We start from the raw sequence: 22,397 nt of genomic DNA on the forward strand, positions 1-22,397 counted from the left end.
AACATCGGCCTGGACGACCAGAACCGACCCGTCTGGTTCGACTACGACACCGCCGGCCTCAACTCCCTCGCGGGGGAGATCGCCTGCTTCCTCTGGTACCAACGGCTACACGCCGCATGGCTCGTGCCGCGCTACAACCCCGGAGCCTTCGCCGACCACCGGCGGGCAATCATCGACGCCGTCAGACCACAGGTCCGACTGGCGAGGCTGTCGGCCCGCACGATCGCGATCGACTACCAGCACCGGCCCTCGGCAGCGCGCCAACACACCGTCGCCCGCTACCTCGGTCAGCTCGCCCGACCACTCGCCACCAGCATCGGCACCGACCTGCTCACGTGGCTACGGCCGTACCTCGCCATGCGTCTGCTGGCCGTCTACCCGCTGCACCAGATGGAACCGTCGGACGCCGCGTTGTCGATCGGCTTGCTCGCAGACCTCTACGCGCCCGAAGCCGACCTGGCCCACCTGCTGGGACTCACCACCACACCTGGAAGGACAGCCCATGAATCGTGACGTCGCGATCGTGACCGGGGCCGGCGGCGGCATCGGAGCCGCGATCGCCGCACGTCTCGCCGCCGACTTCGACTTGGTCCTGGCCCACCGCCACGACGATGACGACCTCGGGGCGGTCGTCGAGGCGGCCCACCAGCGCGGCGCACTCACCAGCACCGTCATCGGCGACCTGACACGGTCCAGGACACAGGCGCTGTTCCAATCCACGGTCGGTGCCCACGCCGATCAGCTGGTTGCCGTGGTCACCAACGCTGGCGCATACCCCCGAATCCCCTGGCACGAACTGGACCTGGACACGTTCCGCAGCCAACTCGAACTCAACCTGGTCACCCACGCCGCGTGCATCCGCGCCGTCACGCCCGCCCTGATCGCGAACGGCCGCGGCCGCATCGTGGCCGTCTCCTCGATCCTGACCCAACTCGGCCGCATCGACCTGGCCGGCTACATCGCGGCCAAGAACGGGCTCGAAGGCCTCGTCCGGGCCCTGGCCCGTGAACTCGGCCCGAACAACATCACCGTCAACACGGTGCGCCCGGGTTCGATCGAGGTCCCCGCCGAACACACCGTCGTCGACGACCACGCCGCCATGGTGCAACGCCAACTCGACCGGCAGTGCATCAAGCGTCGTGGCCAGCCTGCGGATGTGGCCGCCGTCGTCGCCTTCCTGCTCTCCCCCACAGCAGGATTCATCACCGGACAGGCGCTCAACGTCGACGGCGGCTGGCACCTGTCGTGAACGGCCAGGTTCTCTGGATGCGCCACGGCACCTGCCTCGACGGCCTCTGCCGCCCCCGCGCCCACGCCCGTCCCAACACGCCGCTGACGACGCGTGGGATCGCCGAGGTCGTCAGCACAGCCCTCTGGCTGCTCGACCGGAACGCCAAGCCGAACATGATCCTCACCAGCACTCTTCTGCGGGCGACGATGACTGCCGGCATTCTGGCCGAGATCCTTGATGTGCCGATCGCGCCGCCAGATCCGCTCTACGCGGAGTGGCGCGCACCCGACTGCGTGCTCGGCCTGAGCCCCGACGACTACCCGAGCGAGTACCAAGCGTGGCGCAGCGAACGCCTTCGTGATCCGGATTCGGCTCTCCCTGGTGGGGAGAGCCTCACCGCGCTACGACAACGCGTGTGGGAAGCCGTATCGCGCGCCCACCAGGCCGCCCAGCGGGGCGTGGCCCTCATCGTGTCGCACCGTGTCTTCATCGGTGCCGTAGCCGCAAACCTGAACGGTGCCCGCAGACCGCAAGACATTTTCCAGGCAGCCCGGGACTTCAGACTCGGACCAGCGATGGTCTGGCCAGCCTGCCCTACACCGAAAGCAGAGCCTCCTCGTTGGAGATGATGAACTCCTTCAGCGCATCCGGCTTGAGATCCACCGCAGCCAGCTTGTCGATCGCCACCCGGTCGAGCTGGTAGCCGCCACGCGACGGATCAGCGAACTCCTCCCCGGTCCGGGCGTCCTCGTTCAGCTGACGTAGCCGACAGGCGAAGAAGTGCTGGACAGAAACGCCCTCACCAGCGGAGGCGGTGAACAGGAACACCTGGGCGAACCGGTCCGCCTCGGCACCGAGCTCCTCGTGCAACTCGCGGCGAAGCGCGGCCTCCAGGGAGACATCCGTCGACTCCAGGCCGCCGCCCGGCGTTGTCCAGTACGGCGCCTGGCCGGGCTTGATCCGCTTGATCAGCACGAGACGGTCGTCCTCATCCAGAAGAACGGCCCGCACCGACCTACGTACGATGTGACGCACGACTTGCCCCTATCCGCGCCCGGGAAGCACTAACCGTAGCGAAAAGTACCCGGTTGCGGTTTTGGGCGCACAACGAGGTACCTGGCAAGCCGCCGCACCCGCCGACGGCGCGTCAGGCAGTTGATCCATCTCTCCACCGACACGCCACCAGTCCACCGGCGGCCAGAACGGTCCAACGGCTCCCGAGCACCCACCGAGACACCGAACCACCGACAGGAACACCAAAAGGCCCTGACCCAGGGTGAAACCCAGGTCAGAGCCTTTTCGGTGGTGCGCCGCCAGGGACTCGAACCCCGAACCCGCGGATTAAGAGTCCGCTGCTCTGCCAGTTGAGCTAGCGGCGCCCGCTGACAACGCAGAGCAGGTTAGCACCTCCCCGGAGCGCACCCGGTCACCCCGCCGGCCGGGCCCTGCACGATGGGCCGGAGCTGCCCGGGGCCGGGCCGAGTCGGACCGGTCCCGAGCTGCCGGTCAGTTGCGAAGGCTCCACTGCTGGTTCGTGCCGCCGTTGCACGACCAGAGGATGATCTTCGTGCCGTTGGCGGTGGCGGCACCGTTGGCATCGAGGCAGAGTCCGGACTGGACGTTGGTGAGGGTCCCGTTGGCGTTGAGGTTCCACTGCTGGTTTGTGCCACCGTGGCAGTCCCAGATGATGACCGTGGTGCCGTTGGTCGTGCCCGCGCCGTTCGCGTCCAGGCACTTGTTGCCGTACACGGTCAGTTGCTTGCCGGCGGTGTAGGCCCACTGCTGGTTCGTGCCGCCGGCGCAGTCCCACAGTTGCACCTGGGTGCCGTTGGTGGTGGAGGAGTTCGGCACCTCGACGCAGCGGCCCGACTGGCCGCCCACGAGCCGCCCACCCTGCGGGCCGCTGCCGCCGGCCTGCTGCCGGACGATCGAGGTCGACTCGGTCGACCGGCTGCCCTGCGCGTCGAGGACGTAGAGCCGGTACTCGCCCTGCGACGTCGGCACGGCGATGGACGTGTCGGTGCCGCCGGCCCTGGTCATCGTCGGGCCGGCAATGAAGGTGGTGGTGCCGGCGGGAGCCAGCCATACCGCCTTGGTCGCGTCGCCGGCGCTCCGGATCGGAATCGACGCCGTCCCGCTGGTGACGTAGGTGCTGGCCGGCAGGACGTGGTTCGGCAGGGACAGGTTGGCCGCCGGGACGATGTCCCGGAACGCGTCCTCCAGGCCGGAGTTGGCGGCGATGCCGTACGCCGGTGCCGGCCAGACGTAGTCGGAGGAGACGATGATGTCGTTGACCGTGCTGTTGGGCAGGTTCTTGTTCGACACCTTGTTGATCGGGCCGTAGATCTGCGTGATGCTCAGGTCGTGCTTGCGCCCGAAGTCATCGGAGTTGATGAGCCAGGTGACGTTCTTGTCCACGCTCAGGACGTTGTCGCGGAAGGTGATGTACGCCGACCCCTCGTCGGGGTGGAGGCCGTACTTGTGCCCGGACGGCACGCCCTGGAGATAGTTGTTGGTGATCGTGGTGCCCGGCTGGCTGCCCAGCGTGTAGATGGGCGCCGTGTCACTGAGGCGCTGCACCGTGTCGATGATGTGGTTGTGGCTGATGGTGTTGTTCCGCGCCGTCGTGGTCGGCCGGTTGGGCGCGATCGAGCCCGATGACCCGTCGAAGTTCCACCAGCCCCAGCCGAGCGTGATGCCCGACCACGGCGACTTCTCGATCCGGTTGCGCTGCACGGTCAGGGTGTCGACGAAGTACGCCGAGATGGGGCTGTGCCCGTTGAACAGCACCGCACTGTCGTAGAGGTAGTTGTTCCTGATGTCGATGTTCTTCGGCAGCCCCTCGACCTGCGGCGACCACTTCTCCCGGTTGGTCGACGTCCCGTCGCCGATGTAGACGTGCTGGGGGTGGCCGACGGTGATGGCGGATCCGGCGATGTCGTTGGTGAAGTTGCCGATCAGCTGGCTGTTCTGCACGTCGTTGACCATGTTGATGCCGTCGGCGCCGGTGTGCTGGACCCGGTTGCGTTGCAGGAGGATCCCGTCGGCGTTCTCCACCTGGATCATGCCCGGGGTGACGTCGACGTTGCGGTAGTAGTAGTCGTGGAAGTTCCGCTTCGCGTACGCCTGCGCCCCGAGGTTGCCCTGCTGCGCCTGCTTGAACGACGAACCGGCGACGTTGAACAGGTTCCAGTCGGAGTGCTGGACGGTGAGGCCGGAGAACGTGATGTTGCGCGCGTGGCTGTTCGTCGAGGTGCCGGCGACCCGCAGCAGGGTCGTCACGTTGTTCGGCGCGAAGACCGACGCGGTCGTCATGTTCTCGGCGCTGCTCTTGTAGTAGTAGAGCGTCCGGCTGCCCTTGTCGAAGTAGAACTCACCCGGCGCGTCCAGGAACTCGTAGGCGTTCATCACCTTGTGGCTGCCGCCCGTCTGGGCGTTGCCGTTGAACGCGCCCTGGGCGATGGCGGCACCCGGCTGCTGGAACAGCGCCACCCGGTTCGCGCCGTCGGAACTCGTGGCCACCTGGCGGACCCCCACGATCGCCGTGGTCCAGGTCGTCGCCGTCTCGATCTCGATGTCGTCGGCGTTGCGGGCGACGGCGGGGAAGTCGTTCAGGTTGTATTTGGCGCCGTCGCACTGTGACCCCGACTCCCAGGCCCACGCGGCCTGGCCGGCCGTGATGGTGTACGTCCCGTAGCAGCCCGCCGAGCCGATCGTCTTCGACGCCATGTACGCCCGCTTGTCGTTGACGTAGAGCGCGCGCAGCTTGTTGGCGCGGTCGAGCGGCGCCTTCCAGATGTTGCCGCTGTGCTGGGTCCATCCGGTCACCTGCACCCCACCTTCGAGAACAGGCGTCTCGTTGGGGTAGGCGGAATAGCTGACCCGATATCCGTTGGTGCCGGAGTCACCGGCCCCGAACTCGATCGTGCTGTTCACCGGGTAACTTCCACCGCGCAGGTACACCTGGATGTCGCCCGTCATGCTGGAATTCACCGTACGGACGGCGTCCCGCGCACGTTGCAGGGTGCGAAACGGCGATTGGAGCGTTCCCGCGTTGGTGTCGTTTCCGTCCGGGGCGACATAGTAGGTCTGTTGGACGGCGGCCGAAGCGGGCAGCTGATTCGCGGCTACCGCCGGCAGCGTGGAGGCGACGACCAGCGCGACGGCCAGCAGTGACCTTCGAGCGGTAGAGACGGCTAGCTTCACGTACCATTCCTTTCGCTTACCGCCGATAGAACATGTTCGCTGGACATTCGTCCTCGGGGCGCGACGGTGGACCACCGCACGAATAATGGCCGACGGCGGGGAGAACACGGGGCGATTCCGACCATGGTGGTTCCTTGACAAAGGAGCAGCAAGAACAGGCTCAAGGCCACGTACGCTTTGAGCGGGAAGCACCGACCGGCGGCACCTATCGTGCCGTCGGGAACGCCCGCTGCCCGCTCACGCCCTCTTGCCCATGGTCACAGAATTCTGCCTTGCAGCGTAGACGTCATACGTTTGCGGCGCAACCGTCAGATCGTCCGTCGACTATGCATAATCGCGGTCGGCCCCACCGGCTGTCGGAGGGAGCAACGACGAGGCGACGGGCGATGCCGGGCGGGCGGCGAGGCGGCCCTCGCATACCAGGCACGCGGCACCAGCTGGACCCGCCCAGGCGGCGGGCCGCGAACCACCATCGGCGTACGCGAAAAGGCCCCGACCGGCGGATCAAGAGTCCGCTGCCCTGCCAGCTGAGCCAGCGGCGCTCGGCGGGAACGGGCCGAGACGTCAGCGCGCTCGCACACCGGCCCGGCAGGGCAGGGGCGGCCTGGCCGCAGCGCCGGCGTGACCTGCCCGGTCGCGGCTCCGGACGGGTCCACCACCAGGGTGTACGCCCCGGGACACCGGCAGCACGGCCGGCCACTCCCGGTGCGGTGGCATCGACGAAGACGGCGGTGGCGAGAATCCGGCGGACCGTGGCACTTTCGCCTCTCGTTCCCGGTGGCAGACCTTCCTAGGCTCCTTCCCGACACGCGTCAACGGGAACGCAGAGGGGCTTGATCGTGCTTCGCTATGTCATGCCGGTGGTGATCGGGCTGGTCTACGTCGGGCTCAACTCCCTCGTGCCGGAGCCGCACCGGCGGCGCCTGAACGCGCTCGTCGTCACCGGCGCCGGGGCCGCCTACATCAGCGGTGGTGGGTTCGGGCTGTGGGAATTGGCCTTCTGCGCGCTGCTGCTGGTGGTGGGCTACGCCGGGCTCACCTCGTACACCTTCATCGGGGTCGGCTGGCTCCTGCACACGGTCTGGGACGTCGTGCACCACCGGCGCGGCACCCCGATCATCCCGTCGCTGCACGACTCGTCCTTCGGCTGTGCGCTCTGCGATCCGGTCATCGCGCTCTGGTGCTTCACCGGCGGCCTGTCGGTCACAGACCTGTTCGACCGGGTCACGCGTCGGGCGGCCGACGCGCGCCCGCCGGCCACCGCACGGCCCTGACTGGTTGAATTTCCGCCATGCACACCGTGGCCGTGCTCGCCCTCGACAGCGTCGTCCCCTTCGACCTGGCCACCCCGATGGAGGTCTTCCACCGCACCCGCCTGGCCGACGGCCGCGCCGGTTACCGCGTCCTCGTCTGCGCCGCCACGCCGACGGTCACCACGGGGGCGTTCAGCATCACGGTGCCGTGGGGCCTGGACGTCCTCGCCGACGCCGACACCGTCGTCGTGCCGGGTGTCTCCGACCCCGCCGCCGCGACGCCCACCGCGGTCCTCGACGCGCTGCGCGCCGCCGCCGCGAACGGCGCCCGGATAGCCTCGATCTGCGGCGGCGCGTTCACGCTCGCCGCCACGGGCCTGCTCGACGGACGCCGCGCCACCACGCACTGGCTCGCCACCGACCAGCTCGCCGCCCAGCATCCGCGAATCCAGGTCGACCCCAACGTGCTCTACGTGGACAACGGCCAGTTCCTCACGTCCGCCGGCGCCGCCGCCGGGCTCGACCTGTGCCTGCACCTGATCCGCCGCGATCACGGTGCCGCCGTCGCCGCCGACACGGCGAGGTTGTCCGTCATGCCGCTGGAACGCGCGGGCGGACAGGCGCAGTTCATCACGCACGAACCACCGGCCCCCGAGGGGGCGACCCTGGAGCCGCTGCTGGCCTGGATGCGCGACAACGCCCGGTGTCAGCTGACCCTCGCCGACATCGCCCGCCACGCCGGCATGAGTACCCGGACACTGAACCGGCGCTTCCGCGACCAGACCGGCACCACCCCGCTGCGGTGGCTGCACCGGGTCCGCGTCCACCAGGCGCAGCACCTCCTGGAGACCACGGCCCTTCCCGTGGACCGGGTGGCGACGCAGGTCGGTTTCGGCTCCACCGCTGTTTTCCGAGACCGCTTCAAGCGGATCACCGGCACCAGCCCGCAGGCGTATCGGCGTAGCTTCCGCAGTGGGTGACCGCGAAACGTGGTGCCGTCTCCGCAAGCGGGCCGTCGGTCCACAGAACCAAGAAGACCCTGGCCGGCTAATGCCAGGTCAGGGTCTTGTTTTGGTGCGCCGCCAGGGACTCGAACCCCGAACCCGCGGATTAAGAGTCCGCTGCTCTGCCAGTTGAGCTAGCGGCGCTCGTTGGCAACGGAGAGAACCCTAGCACGCCTCCTGAGCGGGGTTCCAATCCGATACCCGGCTCCACCCTTCGGGCACGCTTAACGGCCAAAAGCCCCCAAATCTCTCACGATTGGCAGCGCGGGCGGTGGCCGATGGCCGTCATGCGGCACGATGTCCGCCAGGTACGCGAGAACAGAGGTGGGAATGGGCATGTTCGCGCGGGCCGGGGCGACGGTAGGCGCCCTGAGCCTGATGGCGTCGCTGGCACTGACCGGGTGCGGCGACGACCAGAAGAAGGCGGAGTTCGTCGACGGTGCGCCCGCCGTCGGCAGCAGCGTCGCCGCCGAGACAGGAACGGCACCGGCCGATCCGGCCACGAGCGCCGACCCGACGCTCAAGGTCAGCCCGGCGGACGGGGCGAAGAACAGGCCGGTCAGCACCGAGATCTCCGCGAAGATCCCCGAGGGCGGCAAGGTGACCGACCTCACCCTCACCGCCGCCAACGGCGACAAGGTCGAGGGCCGCTGGCGCGCCGACGGCTCCTCCTGGGTGCCGAACAAGCCGCTGAAGTTCGGCACCCGCTACACGGCCACCGTCAACGCCGCCGGCGCGGGCGGCGAGACCCGGCAGGGCACCAGCACGTTCACGACGATGGCCAAGCCGAAGTCGATGATCGCCTCCGGGCTCTACCTGTTCGACGACAGGACGTACGGCGTCGGCATGCCGGTCGTCACCGAGTTCCACCCCGGCATCCCGGAGAAGGACCGGGCCGCGGTGCAGAAGCGGATGTTCGTGCGCACCGACCCGCCGCAGCCCGGCGCGTGGCACTGGGTCTCCAACGGCACCCAGGCCTACTACCGGGCGCCCGAATACTGGAAGCCCGGGACCACGATCAGCGTACGGATCGCGCTGGCCGGCATCCCGCTCAGCAACGGCAAGTACGGCAACGTCGACCGGAGCGCCACCGCCAAGATCGGTCGGGCGTTCGAGATGAAGGTCGACAACGCCACCAAGCAGATGAGCGTCTTCCAGGACGGCCAGCTCCTCCGGAAGATCCCGGTGAGCCTGGGCAAGAAGAGCACCCCCTCCTCCAGCGGCACGATGGTGGTGATGGAGAAGAAGGAGTCCACGGTCTTCGACACCCGCGACGACCCGGACCCGGCCAACCGGTACGTCACCGAGATCGACTTCGCCCAGCGGCTCACCTGGGGCGGCGAGTACATCCACGCCGCACCCTGGTCCGAGCACGTGCAGGGGCGGCAGAACGTCTCGCACGGCTGCGTCAACGTCTCGATGGCGCAGGCGAAGTGGCTCTTCTCCCAGACCCGGGTCGGGGATCCGATCACGATCAAGGGGACCGAGCGCAAGCTCGTTCAGGGCAACGGCTGGACGGCCTGGAGCCTGAGCTGGTCCGAGTTCGTCAAGGGCAGCGCGCTGCCGGTGCCGGAGGGCGGCGCCGGGCCGGCGCTGGCCTGACAGGACCCGACACGGGGGCGGGCACCGGTATTCCGGTGCCCGCCCCCGTCATTTGCGAGCATCATTCGCCAAGTGCGGCTTTTCGCCAGATTCAGACATCATGGTTCGAGTGTTTCTCTTCACCCCCGGCAACGAGTATCCGTTTCCGTGCGTCAGTGAGAGACGATGGGCAACCGGGGCACCACGACAGTGAGGGAATCATGCGCGCAACCCAGGACCAGTTGACCCGGCGCGGTGGTCGACGCCGCGTCTTCGCGGCGGGGCTGCTCGCCGCCGTGTTGGCGCTCACCAGCGCCTGCACCGACGGCGAGGGGGGCAAGCCGTCGGCCTGGCAGGGAGGCGGCGAGAGCGCACCCAAGGCCGCGGCGACCATCACCGAGCCCGCGGCCGACGCGAAGGACATGCCGGCGTCCACCGCCATCGCCTTCACCACGAAGGAGGCGAAGGACACGGCGGTCGAGCTGAAGGACTCGGCCGGCGCGCCCGTCGAGGGCGCGCTCGCCGCCGACGGCAAGAGCTGGCTGCCCGAAGGTGCCCTGAAGTACGGCGAGACCTACACGGCCACCGTCACGGCGACCGGCGACGACGGCAAGCCGGCCCAGGCGACCAGCACCTTCACCACCATGGCCAAGCCCGGCAAGCAGGTACGCGTCAGCAGCTTCCTCGGCGACAACCAGGTCGTCGGCGTCGGCATGCCGCTGATCGTGAAGTTCAGCCGCGCCATCCCCGAGGACTACCGCGACGACGTCCAGCGGCGGATGACGGTGACCTCCACGCCGGCCCAGGAGGGCATCTGGCACTGGGTGAGCCCCACGGAGGTCCGCTACCGGCCGAAGGAGTTCTGGAAGGCCGGCAGCACCATCTCGTACCGGGTGCAGGCCGGCGGCCTCCCCCTCGGCGACGGCTGGTACGGCCGCGCGGACCTGACCGTCGACATCAAGACCGGCCCGGCGGTGATCATGACGGTCGACAACAAGACGAAGCGGATGACCGTCACCAAGGACGGCAAGGTGATCAAGACCATTCCCGTGAGCCTCGGCAAGAAGAGCACGCCGTCGTCCAGCGGCACCATGGTGGTCATCGAGAAGCTGCGCAAGACGGTCTTCGACACCTTCGAGGAGCTCGGCCCCGAAGAGGGCTACCGCACGAAGATCGACTACGCGCAGCGCCTCACCTGGGGCGGCGAGTTCATCCACGCCGCGCCCTGGTCCGAGGGCCAGCAGGGCAGCGTCAACGTCTCGCACGGCTGCGTCAACGTCTCGATGAAGAACGGCGCCTGGCTGTTCGACAACACCCGCATCGGCGACCCGATCACCGTCAAGGGCACCGAACGCAAACTCGCCAACGGCAACGGCTGGACCGACTGGAACATGAGCTGGGACGAGTACGTCAAGGGCAGCGCCCTCCCGTACGACCCGGACGCCGCCGCCTCGCCGAACGCCGAGGACACCCCCGGCGACGCGACCGAGTCACCGAGCGCCGAACCGACCGCCTGACCCCGGCCCCCGGGGCTCCGGCCCCGGGCGGCAACGCGGCAACGACGAAGGCCCCCTCCGAGCGGAGGGGGCCTTCGTGCTGAGGGTGACTGATGGGAATTGAACCCACGACAACCGGGACCACAACCCGGTGCTCTGCCAACTGAGCTACAGCCACCATGCGCTCCGCTCCGGCGGGACCGGGCGGCGTGCGGACTAATAATAGCCACACGCCCGCCTCCCACGTCCACCGGGATCCCTGCCCCCATCCCGCCCGAACGCGTCGACGGGAGATCTTGGTACGAAACACCCCGGGGGGCCGTTTCGTACCAAGATCAACGATATGTGCGCCCGTCGCTACGGGGTGGCGATGGTCGGATCCGCGCCGGGGTCACCCTCCCGCTGCAACTGCTCCTCGAACATGACGAACGTCCGCCGCCTGACGCCCTGGACCAAGGCCCGCTCCTCTGCGGTCAGAGCACGCCGCTCAGCGGCAGCAACATCCTCAATGGCCCGCACAGTCTCGTACAGCGCGAAGATCGGCCCTTCGCCTCGCAGATAGTAACCGCGGTAGGCCTCCACCTCCTGAACGAAATCTTCCTGGGAACACGTGAAGATTTCACCACCGACTGCAAAGACTATTTCCGCAAATAGGTCGTCTTCCCTGCTCCACCCGCCATCATCTATGGAAACTCGCCACACGCAAACTCCACCATCAGGCGACGATACGATCTTCACCGGCGATGCGTAATATCTGAAATATGAAGGAAGGACGAGGCCGGGCGTAGGATTCATAAGCTTTCCTATAAGGTGGAGATTAATGCGTTCCAGAAGAGTTCCTGCTGGCGCCTGATGATACCACCGGCAATCGCCGATTCTCGCGTCGTCAACACCCGACCCTCCTCAAGCGCCAGAGCCTCGATGTCTCGCTTGACTTCGAAGAGTGAATGCTCCCAAACGGCCACCTCGTCCAACGCAGCCAGATGCAGCCGAAACTCCGCCACATGACCATTGGACAACCTGAGCAACAATTGAACGTCGCGATAACCGCTCCTCTGCGGATTTCGGAAACGGTCGTTGAACTCTACGATCCGCACCGTAGGGTGCTGTCGCAGCCGGTCGAGGGCTCGATACAGATCGTCAAGCGAATCGAACTCGACCTTTGCCGCGGCAAGATCAGTCAGCCGCGAAGCCTCCCCCTTGTACTTCTTGATCTTGTCTTCGGCGCGCTGCCTACCCTTGGGCTCGGCCCGCCAGCCCGCCACGCCAACCGAGCGATCACCCTCGTACGCAAGTTGCTGCGCGAGCACGATCAACTCCTGTTGCGCGACCGCTGCCTCCCGATAGAGGTTGTCAAGGTACTCGGACTGGTATCTGGTATCCGTTCGGCGGACATAGTCGAATCCTGGCTGGACCGTACCACCCGCCTCTGGCGCGACGCTCTCACTGACCCTCCGCTGCTCTTCGGTAAGAGGCGTTGGCTCCGGTCTCGATACGCCCGAGTCCTGGGGAGGTTCGCCCATTTCTTCAACCTCATCCACCACAGACTGGAGCACTTCGACGGCCTGCGGGTGACTTGCCAGGTGGTGCAGCGTAACCGGGCGCGCAATCAACGATCTGGCCAACTCCGGCGTCGCCAGGATCAGCCTCACCAACCTCGGGTCCGCCACCAACTGCTTCACCAGCGTCTCGGCCAGACATGGTTCACTGTCCGGTGGAGACTGCCATGTCTGGTCCAGCATGCGTCGGACGCGGCGGTCCTCAAAGAGCGCGGACAGATCCTGCGCTGCCACCTCGGTCAGCTGCGGTACGAGTCTCCGCAGCGTCGGACCGTCCATTTCTGTCGCCAGTTCAACCGGCGTAACACCCGCACTGAAGATCTGGTCAAGATCAGAGTTGGCCGCCACGACCCTTCGCGGAGAGATCCCACGCGACCTCAGGATCGTTCGCGCCTCTTCGCGGCTGCGGCGGACCTGGCCGTCCGCGAGGCCCGATTCAATCGGACCTCGCGGGGGATTTTCGCCGGGGCCACCGGTGCCATCCCCCTGCGCCGGCACTGGATCGGGCGAACCAGGGCCTTCGAGCAGGTGCATCCGGTTGACGTACAGCTCGTCGTCCGTGGGGTCGTCGGGGCCGGGCCGCCACTCCCGGGACCGGTCCTCCGGCTCCGGCCGTTGCCGCTGCTCCGTCACCTCTGCACGCTGGCTGAACTGCCCCGGCCCGACCCCGGCGAACGGCATCGGCCGCCCGTCCGGCCCGAGGACCAGGGCGTCGATGCCGGTCACGTTGTGCGGGGCCGGCAGCCCGCTGTGCATGTAGATCGGCATGTCGGACACGATTCCGCTCTGCGGATCCAGGTAGAGCACGCCGCCGTTCTGGTTCAGCGCCACCCAGGCATGCGACCCGCCGCCCTCGTACGTGGTGATGAGGAACGCGTAGCTGCCGTGCCCTCCGGCGCGTAGCTGCCTCTCGACGCTGCCGAACCCCCGGTTGACCACACTCCACCTGTCGTCGACGGGAGTGCCGTCGTCGGGGTCGACGAGCTTCTGGAAGCGCCCTCCGGTGGCGTCCTCGACACGCCCCGGGCCGCCGAGCTCCCCGCCGAGCGGCCGGCTGATGTCCCCTGCGGCGTACGCGTCGAAGGTGCGGGGCGCGGAGACCCGGGGGCGACCGTGCATCCACGTCTCGTACAGGGACAGGGTGCAGTCCAGGCAGTTGATGCCCCGGGTCGGGTCGGCGGCCGGCCCGCCGTCGTTGGCGAGCCGGAACCAGCCGCCCCGGCGGGGGTCGGCGGTGCGTAGGACCCGCCCGCCGGCGTCGCGGGGCATCGCGCGTTCGAGGTCGGACTGGTGCAACGCCAACGGGGGCCGGAGCCCGCCCCACTGCCCGTACCGGCGGGACCGGTCGATCGGCGGCGGGTGGTCGTCTCCGGTCAGCGCCGAGGGGCCGTCGGTGTCCACCTCCCCGACGACGAGCGACGGATCGTCCGTGTTGATCGAGTAGAAGTCGAGGGGGTCGCTGACCTCGACGAACTGCGGCGTGACCGTGCCGGCGAGCACCGCGTCGGCCAACTCCCGCGACTCGTGGGCGGCCCGCTCGTCCGCCACCGCCATCCGGTGCCACGACGTCGCGAGGTAGTCCTGCCCGCGGTGCTTCAGGCTGAGCGCGTAGGCGGCGTACTCGCTGGCGCGCCGCTGGAAGAACTCGTACCGGGAATGCAGCTTTCGGGCCCCCAGGAAGCGCCGGTTGTCCTCGTGCAGGGCGCGCTGCTGGTGGAAGCGGGCCTGGTAGCGATGCCGGTCGTATGCCTCGCGTTCGGCCCGCTGCCTGGCCTGCCACTCGGGTGACCTGCGCGGCGGCGGGACGGGATGATCCGCAGACTGCGACCGCGGATCCAGCGAGCGGAGCAGCGGAAAACGGGGCGGCGGCGGGAGCGGGCCGTCGTGTCCGGGGGCCGCCGGCCTGGCCGTGCCCGCCGGGCCCGTGCCGACCGGCGGCGGGGTCACCGGGGGCGGCGCGACGGTGCCGCTCGTCGAGGCCGGCAGGTGGGGCGCTGTCGGAGTCCCCGGCGCGACGCCGTCGGCGACGGTGGCAGCGGCGACGGGCGCGGGCAGGGCGCCGGCTCCCCGCGTGTCGAGCTGCGGTGGCTCGACCGGGGCGACCGAGGACAGCGTCGGGCTGACCGTCGCGCGGGAGATCCCCGACCCGTCGGTCGCGCCGGGCGTGGCCGGCGACTGCGCCGGCGACTGCGCCGACGACTGCGCCGCAGGCTCCGTCGGCGCCTGCGCCGATGCGGCCGACACGTGGCCGAGGTGGCCGCCGTCGACCGGGCCGGCGGCGTGGGCGGCCACGAGCGACGACTCGGGTAGGGACGACGGGTGGTGCGTCCGCAGCGCGTCGCCGGCCGCCTCGACCGTGGCCGGGGCGACGGGGCCGGGATCCGGCCCGGCCGCCCCGAGGACCGGGACGACGGCGGGCCCTCCCCCGTCGCGCGGCAGCGGGACGGGGGGACGCTCCGGGCCCGCGCCGAGGGTGCCGTCGGTCGGGGCCGGGGCGGGCGTCGCATCGGTCGGGGCCGGGGCGAGCGCGCCGAGGTCGGGTGGGGCGAAGGACGCCCCCGCGAGAGCGGCCATCCGGCCGTCGAGGCGATGCTGCAGCGCCGCGTCGGTCTGCGCGGTGGTCGACCCGGTGGCCCCGGACGCGGCGGCCCGCGCCGCGTCCTCCAGCGACACCAGGCCCTGCCCGGTGGCGAGGTTGGCCGCCTGGTCGGCGATCATCTCGCCGGTCATCTCCCGGCCGAAGTGCTCGCCGACCCGGGCCGCCCGGCCGGTCGCGTGCCGCCCGAGGCCGGCCAGCGGTGCCGCCGCCCCGCCCGCCAGGCCGCCGAGCGCGGACATCCCCGCGTCGGTCAGATCGAGGCCGTGCCGACGGCCGGTCGAGTTCTGGTACGCCTGCGTGGCGAGCGTGATCCCCGACTCCTCGGCTGCCTCCTCCAGCCCGCCCCGCGCCGCTTTCCGGGCGAGGCCGCGCATGCCCCCCTCGGCCACCCGCTTGGCGGCGCGCTCGCCGGCCTCCTTCAGGCCCTGCTTGAGGGTCTTGCGGGCGAGCTGGGCCAGCAGCTTCTTGAAGATCTGCTGCACGACGAAGCGGCTGGCGGCGATCGCGGCACCGGCGGCGGGCGAGGCGGCACCGGCGGTGAGCACCGCCGCCACCGCGAGGGAGAGCAGCTCGATGACGAGGATGCCCAGCTCGATCCAGACTTCGAGCTTGGCGCCCTCGATATCGCAGCCGCACTCCTCGACGAGCCGGCCGAGGTCACCGCTGACCGCCAGCAGCACCGGCAGCGGGGCCTCGTCGCCCTCGGCCACCCGCTTCCAGGCCGCGTCGAACGCCTCCGCGACCGCACCGATCCCGCCGTACCCGCTGCGGACCTCACCGGCGGCGGCGACCGCGTCGGCGCGCGGACCGGCGAGGGCGTCGGCCACGGCGTACCACTGGTCGGCGAGGTCCCAGACCGCCTTCTCGTTGCCCTCCGGCCACTCGACCCCGATCACCCAGTCGAGCGCCTCGTAGACCCAGCCGGGCAGCTCCCAGGGCGCGTAGTCCAGCGGGTGCGGGATAGGGCTCGGCAGCAGGGTCACGGGGGCCTCCGAGTGGTCAGCGCCCGGCGGGCCGCTGGTCGGAGATCCGGTCGAGTCGGCCGGCGTTGTGCGCGTCGGTGCGCACGGAGTTGTCCACCGAGCGCACGACGTCCTCGCCCAGGTGCTCCAGCGCCCGACCGAGGCCCGCCCAGGCCCGCAGCAGCGTCTCCTCGAACCCCCGGTACTGCTTCTCGAACGCCGCGCCGATGTCGTCGCGCCCCCAGGGGCGGGCGGCGCTGGCCGCCGCGAGCTGGCCCCCCACCTGGGCCCGCCGGTCGGTGACGGCCTCGCCGGCGGAGGTCAGGTCGGCCCCGCCGCGCCGCGCGCGGCCCGGATCCAGCCAGAGCTGCCCGTCGGTCACGTCGGTCGCTCCCCGCCCCGCATGACGGCGTCGGCCCGGCCCAGCAGGGTGTCGAAGTCACCGGTGCGGAGGAACTCCATCGCCCCCGACCCGGCCGGCAGGTAGCCGGCCACCAGGTCCTGGGTGGCGGCGACCGCGGCGGCGGTGGCGCGGTGCACCGTCGAGGTGATCTTGCCGCTCAGGGCCCTGGCGTCGCGGGCCTGGAGGGCGGCGGGGGTGAGCTCCACCGAGACGACGTCGCCCCGGGCACCGGCCACCACGGTCACCTGACCGTCGTCGGAACGCGCGGTGACCCGCAGCTCCGCGAGCCTGGTCCGCAGCTCGTCCAAACCGGAACGGAGCTGGCGGTATTGCCCGTGCACCTCGTCGAACCGGGCCCGCAGCGCCCGGTTGGCCTCCCGGTCCACGCTCTCGGCCAACGCCGACCTCCCCGTCACCCTCGGTACGGCAGACCATACCGGGCGCCACGGATTCCGTGGGGTCCGGTAACTTCGGGTGGGTGATCGACCGTCAGCAGGCCGAACAGCTCGCCACCGTCTGGGCCCACCGGGACTCCCAGCGCCTCGGGCACGAGTGCGCCCCGCTGGTCGAGGAGTTCGACCTCGGCTACCTGATCACGTCGACGGTGACCCCGTCGGCCGCGGTCCCCCCGGGCGACCTGCCGACCACGGTGGTGGACAAGGAGACCGGCGAGGTCTCGACGTGGCCGCGCCTGCCGTTCCCCGCCGTGCGGGAGATGTACCGGCGCAGCCGCCCGGCGCAGCCCGCGCCGCGCACCGTCGACCCGGCGAGTCAGTTGCTCCGCGAGATCCGTCGCCTGCCGGCCCCCGGCACGGCCGCGCACCTGACCGTGGGCGGCCGGATGCACCGCGCGTGGGGCGCCAAGGGAGAGGCGGTGCTGCGGCACCACCGGCTCGTCCGGGAATACCTGGACGCGCAGCCGCACGGCCACCTGGTCCGGGGGGTGGACCGGCACGCCGAGCTGATCGTCGTGTCGGACGTCCTGCACGAACACGACCACCAGCGCGTTGCCGAGGGGCGGGCCCCGGCGACCCTCGACGAGGCGCGGGTCCTCTTCGCGGGCAGCCAGTTCGAGCTGTACTGGGTGCGCGAGCCGGGCGACCCGGCGGGCGGGCCGGGCGACCGCCCCTGCGACTCGTGCCTGCGGTTCCTGGTGCACATGAACGTGCTCCCCTGGTCCGACCTGGGATTCCGGCAGCCGTGGTTGCCCGAACCGGCTCCGGCACCCGAGCCGGGCCGCTTCCCCGACGAGGTGGCCCACGCCCTCGTCGCCGCCGGCTGGGCCCCGCACATCGGGGACGAGATCATGGCCGCCGCCGCCGTGCGGGACGTCACGGCCGTCGCCGGGGCCAACCACACGCACGTCGCGTTCCCCGCGGCGGTGGAGGCCATCACCCGGTTCCCCGGCCTGATCGGAGCCCGGTGCGGCCCCGGCCGGCAGGTGTGGATCTCGCGGTTCGACATCATGCCGCACCTGGTCGCCCACAACGCCGACACGCTCGCGGACTTCGGCGCCGTGCTCGGCGTACGGCTGTTCCCCCTCGGCACGGAAAACCAGGAGAGCATCATCGCCGTCGACGAGCGGGGCCGGGTCTTCGCGCTGGACCAGGCCGGCGAGTGGTTCCTCGGCGACGACATCGACGCCGCCCTGACCACCCTGCTGCTCGGCCGGGCCCCCGCCCGCGTCCATGACGACGGCACCTGGTGACGCCAGCCGACGAGCGCGACGCCGCCGGCCGGAGGCGCTACAGCTGCACCCCGGTGAGGACCAGCACCCTCGCGTCGGTGTAGTCGTCCATGGCGCTGCGCAGGCCCTCCCGCCCGACGCCGCTGCCCTTCACGCCCCCGTACGGCATCTGGTCGGCCCGGTACGACGGCACGTCCCCGACGATCATCCCGCCGACGTCGAGGACCCGGTGGGCGGCGAAGGCGACGTCGAGCCGGTGGGTGAACACGCCGGCCTGCAACCCGTACGCGGAGTCGTTGACGGCGGCGAACGCGGCGGTGTCGTTCTCGACCCGGGCGACCACGAGCACCGGCCCGAAGACCTCCTCGGCGCACACCTTGGCGTCGGCCGGCACGCCGGACAGCACGGTCGGCGGGTAGGTGGCACCCTCGCGCCGCCCGCCCACCTCGATGGTCGCCCCGGCCACCACAGCCTCGTCGACCCACGCCTCGACCCGCTGCGCGGCCTGGACCGACACCAGGGGGCCGACGTCGGTCAGCGGGTCGGCCGGGTCGCCGGTGCGCAGCGCCTCCACGGCGGCGACCAGCCTCGGCAGGAAGGCGTCGTAGAGCCATTCGTGCACGTACACCCGCTGCACGGCGATGCACGACTGCCCGGCCTGGTAGTTGGAGAAGGTGGCGATCCGCTGCGCGGCGAAGGTGAGGTCCTCGTCGGTGTTCCAGTCCTCGCAGATCACCGCCGCCGCGTTGCCGCCCAGCTCCAGGGTGACGTGCTTGTCGGGCGCGGCCCGGCGGATGGCCGCGCCGACCGGCCCGGAGCCGGTGAACGACACCACCGGCAGCCGCGGGTCGGCGACCAGCTCGGCGGCCCGCTCGTTGGGCAGCGGCAGCACCGAGAACATGCCCGCGGGCAGCTCGGTCTCGGCGAGCAGCTCGCCGAGCAGCAGCGCCGACAGCGGGGTGGCGGGGGCCGGCTTCACGATGATCGGCGCGCCGACGGCGATGGCCGGGGCGACCTTGTGCGCGACCAGGTTGAGCGGGAAGTTGAACGGCGCGATCCCCAGCACCGGCCCCTTCGGCGCGCGTCGGACCAGCGCGATCCGCCCGGTGGCGGCGGGGTCGGTGTCGAGGCGTTGCAGCTCGCCGGAGAAGCGGCGGGCCTCCTCGGCCGCCCAGCGGAACGTCGACACCGCCCGCCCCACCTCGGCCCTCGCCCACTTGACCGGCTTGCCGTTCTCGGCGGTGATCAGGTCGGCGATCTCGTCGGCCCGTTCGGCGAGCCGCCGGGAGACGTGGTCCAAGGCCGCCGCGCGGGCGTGCGCGGGCAGGGCCGCGGCCCGCGCCGCCACTGCGGCCGCCGCGGCGACGGCGGCCTCGACCTGGTCGGGCGTGGCGAGCGTGGTACGCCCCACCGGGCGACCGTCGTACGGGTGGGTGACGGTCAGCTCGCCCTCGCCGTGTGCGGGGCGGCCGGCGACGAAGAAGGCTCTCGGCTCCACACCTCGGCAGCGTAGCCGAGCCGCCGCCGCACGGTAACCAGCAATTCCCACACGGAAACAGTCGCTCATGCCCTTGTCTGCCGCGAATTCAGTAGCGAAGATGGCAGTCAGATTCCGATAACCTCCGCTGTCCGCATCCCCGGCATCCCTCGGAGACACCTGATGAGCGACCAGCAGCAGCTGCGCAACTTCGTCAACGGCGAGTACGTCGATCCGTCCGACGGCGGGTACGCCGACCTGGTCGACCCGTGCACCGGCGAGGTCTTCGCCCAGGCGCCGGTCTCCGGCGCGGCGGACGTGGACGCGGCCATGCGGGCGGCCTCCGCCGCGTTCGAGACGTGGCGGGACAGCACCCCCGGCGAGCGGCAGAAGGCGCTGCTGAAGCTCGCCGACGCCGTGGAGGCGCGGGCGGCCGAGCTGGTCGACGCCGAGGTGCGCAACACGGGCAAGCCCCGCCAGCTCACCGCCGAGGAGGAGCTGCCGCCGGCGGTGGACCAGTTCCGGTTCTTCGCCGGGGCGGCCCGGCTGCTGGAGGGCCGGTCCGCCGGGGAGTACATGGCGGGCCACACCTCGTACGTGCGGCGGGAGCCGATCGGCGTGTGCGCGCAGGTCACCCCGTGGAACTACCCGCTGATGATGGCGGTGTGGAAGATCGCCCCGGCCCTCGCCGCCGGCAACACGGTGGTGCTGAAGCCGTCGGACACCACGCCGGTGTCGACGCTGCTGCTGGCCGAGATCGCCGCCGAGTTCCTCCCGCCGGGCGTGTTCAACGTGGTCTGCGGCGACCGGGACACCGGTCGTACCCTCGTGTCGCACCCGACCCCGCAGCTGGTGTCGATCACGGGCTCGACCCGGGCGGGCATGGAGGTCGCCTCCGCCGCCGCGCCGGACCTGAAGCGGACCCACCTGGAGCTGGGCGGCAAGGCCCCGGTGGTGATCTTCGACGACGCGGACGTGGCGGCCGCGGCCGAGGCCATCGCCGTGGGCGGCTACTTCAACGCGGGCCAGGACTGCACGGCGGCGACGCGGGTGCTGGCCGGTCCGGGCATCCACGACGACTTCGTGGCGGCGCTCGCCGAGCAGGCCCGCAACACGCGCACCGGCGCGCCGGACGACGCCGACGTGCTGTACGGCCCGCTGAACAACGCCAACCAGCTCGCCCGGGTCAGCGGCTTCGTCGACCGGCTGCCCGACCACGCCAGCGTGCAGACCGGCGGGTCGCGGGTCGGCGAGCGCGGCTTCTTCTACTCCCCCACCGTCGTCTCCGGGGTGCGGCAGGCCGACGAGATCATCCAGCAGGAGGTGTTCGGGCCGGTCATCACCGTGCAGCGCTTCTCCGACGAGGACGAGGCGGTGCGCTGGGCCAACGGCGTCGACTACGGCCTGTCGGCGTCGGTGTGGACGCGCGACCACGGCCGGGCGATGCGGATGACCCGCCGGCTGGACTTCGGCTGCGTCTGGGTCAACACGCACATCCCGTTCGTCTCGGAGATGCCGCACGGCGGGTTCAAGCACTCCGGGCACGGCAAAGACCTGTCGGTCTACAGCCTGGAGGACTACACCCGGATCAAGCACGTCATGCACAACATCGAGGGCTGAGCCTTGCCATCCTCGGAGGAGCTGCACAAGCGGCGGGGCGCGGCCGTGGCGCGGGGCGTCGGCAGCGTCGTCGGCGCGTACGTGGACCGGGCCAGCGGCGGCACGATCACCGACGTCGACGGGCGGGAGTGGATCGACTTCGCCGCCGGCATCGCGGTCACCAACGTCGGCAACTCCGCGCCGCGCGTCGTGGCGGCGGTCCGCGAGCAGGTCGAGCGGTTCACCCACACCTGCTTCATGGTCGCGCCGTACGAGTCGTACGTGGCGGTGTGCGAGCAGCTCAACGCGCTCACCCCGGGCGGCTTCGAGAAGCGCTCCGCGCTGTTCAACTCGGGCGCGGAGGCGGTGGAGAACGCCGTGAAGATCGCCCGGCACGCCACGGGGCGGCCGGCGGTGGTGGTGTTCGACCACGCGTACCACGGGCGGACCAACCTGACGATGGCGCTGACGGCGAAGAACATGCCGTACAAGCACCGGTTCGGGCCGTTCGCCGGGGAGGTCTACCGGGTGCCGATGTCGTACCCGCTGCGCGACGGGGGCCTGTCCGGGGCCGAGGCGGCGGCGCGGGCCATCGAGACGGTGGAGAAGCAGGTCGGGGCGGAGAACGTGGCCGCGCTGCTGATCGAGCCGATCCAGGGCGAGGGCGGTTTCGTCGTACCCGCGCAGGGGTTCCTGCCGGCGCTGCGCGAGTGGGCGACGGCGGCCGGGGTGGTCTTCGTCGCCGACGAGATCCAGACCGGGTTCTGCCGCACCGGCGACTGGTTCGCCTGCGACCACGAGGGCGTCGTGCCCGACCTGGTGACCCTGGCGAAGGGCATCGCGGGCGGGCTGCCGCTGGCGGCCGTGACGGGCCGGGCCGAGCTGATGGACGCGGTGCACGTGGGCGGCCTCGGCGGCACGTACGGCGGCAACCCGATCGCCTGCGCGGCGGCGCTCGCGTCGATCGAGACCATGCACGAGCTGGACCTGGCCGCCGCCGCCCGCCGCATCGGCGCGACGCTGGCCGACCGGCTGCGCGCCATCGCCGCCCGCGACGCGCGGGTCGCCGAGGTACGCGGCCGGGGCGCGATGCTCGCCGTGGAGCTGGTGCAGCCGGGCACCCTGGTCCCGGATCCGGCCGCCGCGGCGGCGGTGTCGGCGGCCTGCCACGCCGCCGGCCTGCTCACCCTGACCTGCGGCACGTACGGCAACGTGCTGCGCTTCCTGCCCCCGCTGGTCATCTCCGACGCGGAGCTGGCCCGGGGCCTGGACATCCTCGACGCCGCCTTCGGCTGAGCCGGGTTCTGCGGGGCGGCCGGCGACCCGTCATCGGTCGCCGG

Annotated in this window: 16 protein-coding genes and 3 tRNA genes; 9 read left to right on the forward strand and 10 right to left on the reverse strand. The window is 70.7% G+C overall.

Going from position 1 to position 22,397, the window contains the following annotated elements; genetic code table 11:
• Positions 1–502: 502 nt before the first annotated feature.
• Both LPA42_RS19885 and LPA42_RS19890 read left to right on the forward strand, forming a co-directional pair.
• The gene (locus tag LPA42_RS19885) at positions 503–1,249 is read left to right on the forward strand and encodes an SDR family NAD(P)-dependent oxidoreductase (RefSeq protein WP_077936269.1); all 747 of its coding nucleotides are present in this window, start codon (positions 503–505) and stop codon (positions 1,247–1,249) included.
• A gap of 17 nt (positions 1,250–1,266) precedes the next feature.
• On the forward strand, positions 1,267–1,860 hold the full coding sequence (locus LPA42_RS19890) for a histidine phosphatase family protein (protein ID WP_144082545.1): 594 nt from the start codon (positions 1,267–1,269) through the stop codon (positions 1,858–1,860).
• Here LPA42_RS19890 and LPA42_RS19895 read toward each other — a convergent pair.
• The 3 genes from LPA42_RS19895 to LPA42_RS19905 form a co-directional block, all read right to left on the reverse strand.
• Positions 1,826–2,266, reverse strand: a complete 441-nt coding sequence (locus LPA42_RS19895) for an NUDIX domain-containing protein (protein WP_077936267.1) — start codon at positions 2,264–2,266, stop codon at positions 1,826–1,828. The genes LPA42_RS19890 and LPA42_RS19895 overlap by 35 nt on opposite strands.
• 268 nt (positions 2,267–2,534) lie before the next feature.
• Positions 2,535–2,610: transfer RNA gene (locus tag LPA42_RS19900), tRNA-Lys, on the reverse strand.
• Between the two features lie 127 nt (positions 2,611–2,737).
• Positions 2,738–5,212 (reverse strand): RICIN domain-containing protein, encoded by a 2,475-nt coding sequence (locus LPA42_RS19905; protein ID WP_228986760.1) that lies wholly within the window; start codon positions 5,210–5,212, stop codon positions 2,738–2,740.
• A gap of 1,064 nt (positions 5,213–6,276) precedes the next feature.
• Here LPA42_RS19905 and LPA42_RS19910 point away from each other — a divergent pair.
• On the forward strand, positions 6,277–6,711 hold the full coding sequence (locus tag LPA42_RS19910; protein ID WP_228986761.1) for a DUF6010 family protein: 435 nt from the start codon (positions 6,277–6,279) through the stop codon (positions 6,709–6,711).
• A 17-nt stretch (positions 6,712–6,728) separates the two neighbouring features.
• Positions 6,729–7,670, forward strand: coding sequence for a GlxA family transcriptional regulator (locus LPA42_RS19915; protein WP_077936264.1), 942 nt, complete (start codon positions 6,729–6,731; stop codon positions 7,668–7,670).
• A gap of 92 nt (positions 7,671–7,762) precedes the next feature.
• Here the strand turns inward: LPA42_RS19915 and LPA42_RS19920 are convergent.
• Positions 7,763–7,838, reverse strand: a tRNA-Lys gene (locus LPA42_RS19920).
• Between the two features lie 186 nt (positions 7,839–8,024).
• Between LPA42_RS19920 and LPA42_RS19925 the strand changes: the two genes are divergently transcribed.
• The gene (locus tag LPA42_RS19925) at positions 8,025–9,296 is read left to right on the forward strand and encodes an Ig-like domain-containing protein (protein WP_077936263.1); all 1,272 of its coding nucleotides are present in this window, start codon (positions 8,025–8,027) and stop codon (positions 9,294–9,296) included.
• A 200-nt stretch (positions 9,297–9,496) separates the two neighbouring features.
• Positions 9,497–10,792: an Ig-like domain-containing protein gene (locus LPA42_RS19930; protein WP_077936262.1), complete on the forward strand. Its 1,296-nt coding sequence runs from the start codon at positions 9,497–9,499 to the stop codon at positions 10,790–10,792.
• Positions 10,793–10,876: 84 nt separating this feature from the next.
• Here LPA42_RS19930 and LPA42_RS19935 read toward each other — a convergent pair.
• The 5 genes from LPA42_RS19935 to LPA42_RS19955 all read right to left on the reverse strand — a co-directional run bounded on the left by LPA42_RS19935 (position 10,877) and on the right by LPA42_RS19955 (position 16,692).
• Positions 10,877–10,949, reverse strand: a tRNA-His gene (locus tag LPA42_RS19935).
• A gap of 179 nt (positions 10,950–11,128) precedes the next feature.
• Positions 11,129–11,509 carry a hypothetical protein gene (locus LPA42_RS19940; protein ID WP_228986762.1) on the reverse strand — a complete coding sequence of 127 codons (381 nt, stop codon included), beginning with the start codon at positions 11,507–11,509 and terminating at the stop codon, positions 11,129–11,131.
• A 65-nt stretch (positions 11,510–11,574) separates the two neighbouring features.
• Positions 11,575–15,639, reverse strand: coding sequence for a toxin glutamine deamidase domain-containing protein (locus tag LPA42_RS19945; RefSeq protein WP_228986763.1), 4,065 nt, complete (start codon positions 15,637–15,639; stop codon positions 11,575–11,577).
• Positions 15,640–15,928: 289 nt separating this feature from the next.
• Positions 15,929–16,273, reverse strand: coding sequence for a hypothetical protein (locus LPA42_RS19950; RefSeq protein ID WP_043962003.1), 345 nt, complete (start codon positions 16,271–16,273; stop codon positions 15,929–15,931).
• Positions 16,270–16,692 (reverse strand): YbaB/EbfC family nucleoid-associated protein, encoded by a 423-nt coding sequence (locus LPA42_RS19955; protein WP_077936258.1) that lies wholly within the window; start codon positions 16,690–16,692, stop codon positions 16,270–16,272. The genes LPA42_RS19950 and LPA42_RS19955 overlap by 4 nt, the downstream gene beginning before the upstream one ends.
• Before the next feature lie 80 nt (positions 16,693–16,772).
• On the opposite strand from LPA42_RS19955, the gene LPA42_RS19960 reads away from it, so the two are divergent.
• Entirely contained in the window at positions 16,773–18,002 is a 1,230-nt protein-coding gene (locus LPA42_RS19960; RefSeq protein ID WP_077936259.1) for an SUKH-3 domain-containing protein, read from the forward strand.
• Positions 18,003–18,039: 37 nt separating this feature from the next.
• Here the strand turns inward: LPA42_RS19960 and LPA42_RS19965 are convergent, their stop codons facing one another.
• Complete coding sequence (locus tag LPA42_RS19965) at positions 18,040–19,479, reverse strand: aldehyde dehydrogenase family protein (RefSeq protein ID WP_077936257.1); 1,440 nt, start codon at positions 19,477–19,479, stop codon at positions 18,040–18,042.
• 162 nt (positions 19,480–19,641) lie between these two features.
• On the opposite strand from LPA42_RS19965, the gene LPA42_RS19970 reads away from it, so the two are divergent.
• Both LPA42_RS19970 and gabT read left to right on the forward strand, forming a co-directional pair.
• Positions 19,642–21,078, forward strand: coding sequence for a gamma-aminobutyraldehyde dehydrogenase (locus tag LPA42_RS19970; RefSeq protein ID WP_043962000.1), 1,437 nt, complete (start codon positions 19,642–19,644; stop codon positions 21,076–21,078).
• Positions 21,079–21,081: 3 nt separating this feature from the next.
• Positions 21,082–22,353, forward strand: coding sequence for a 4-aminobutyrate--2-oxoglutarate transaminase (gabT, locus tag LPA42_RS19975; RefSeq protein ID WP_077936256.1), 1,272 nt, complete (start codon positions 21,082–21,084; stop codon positions 22,351–22,353).
• The last annotated feature ends 44 nt before the right edge of the window (positions 22,354–22,397 follow it).

This window comes from Micromonospora sp. DH13 (assembly GCF_020873825.1).
Lineage (GTDB): Bacteria > Actinomycetota > Actinomycetes > Mycobacteriales > Micromonosporaceae > Micromonospora > Micromonospora haikouensis.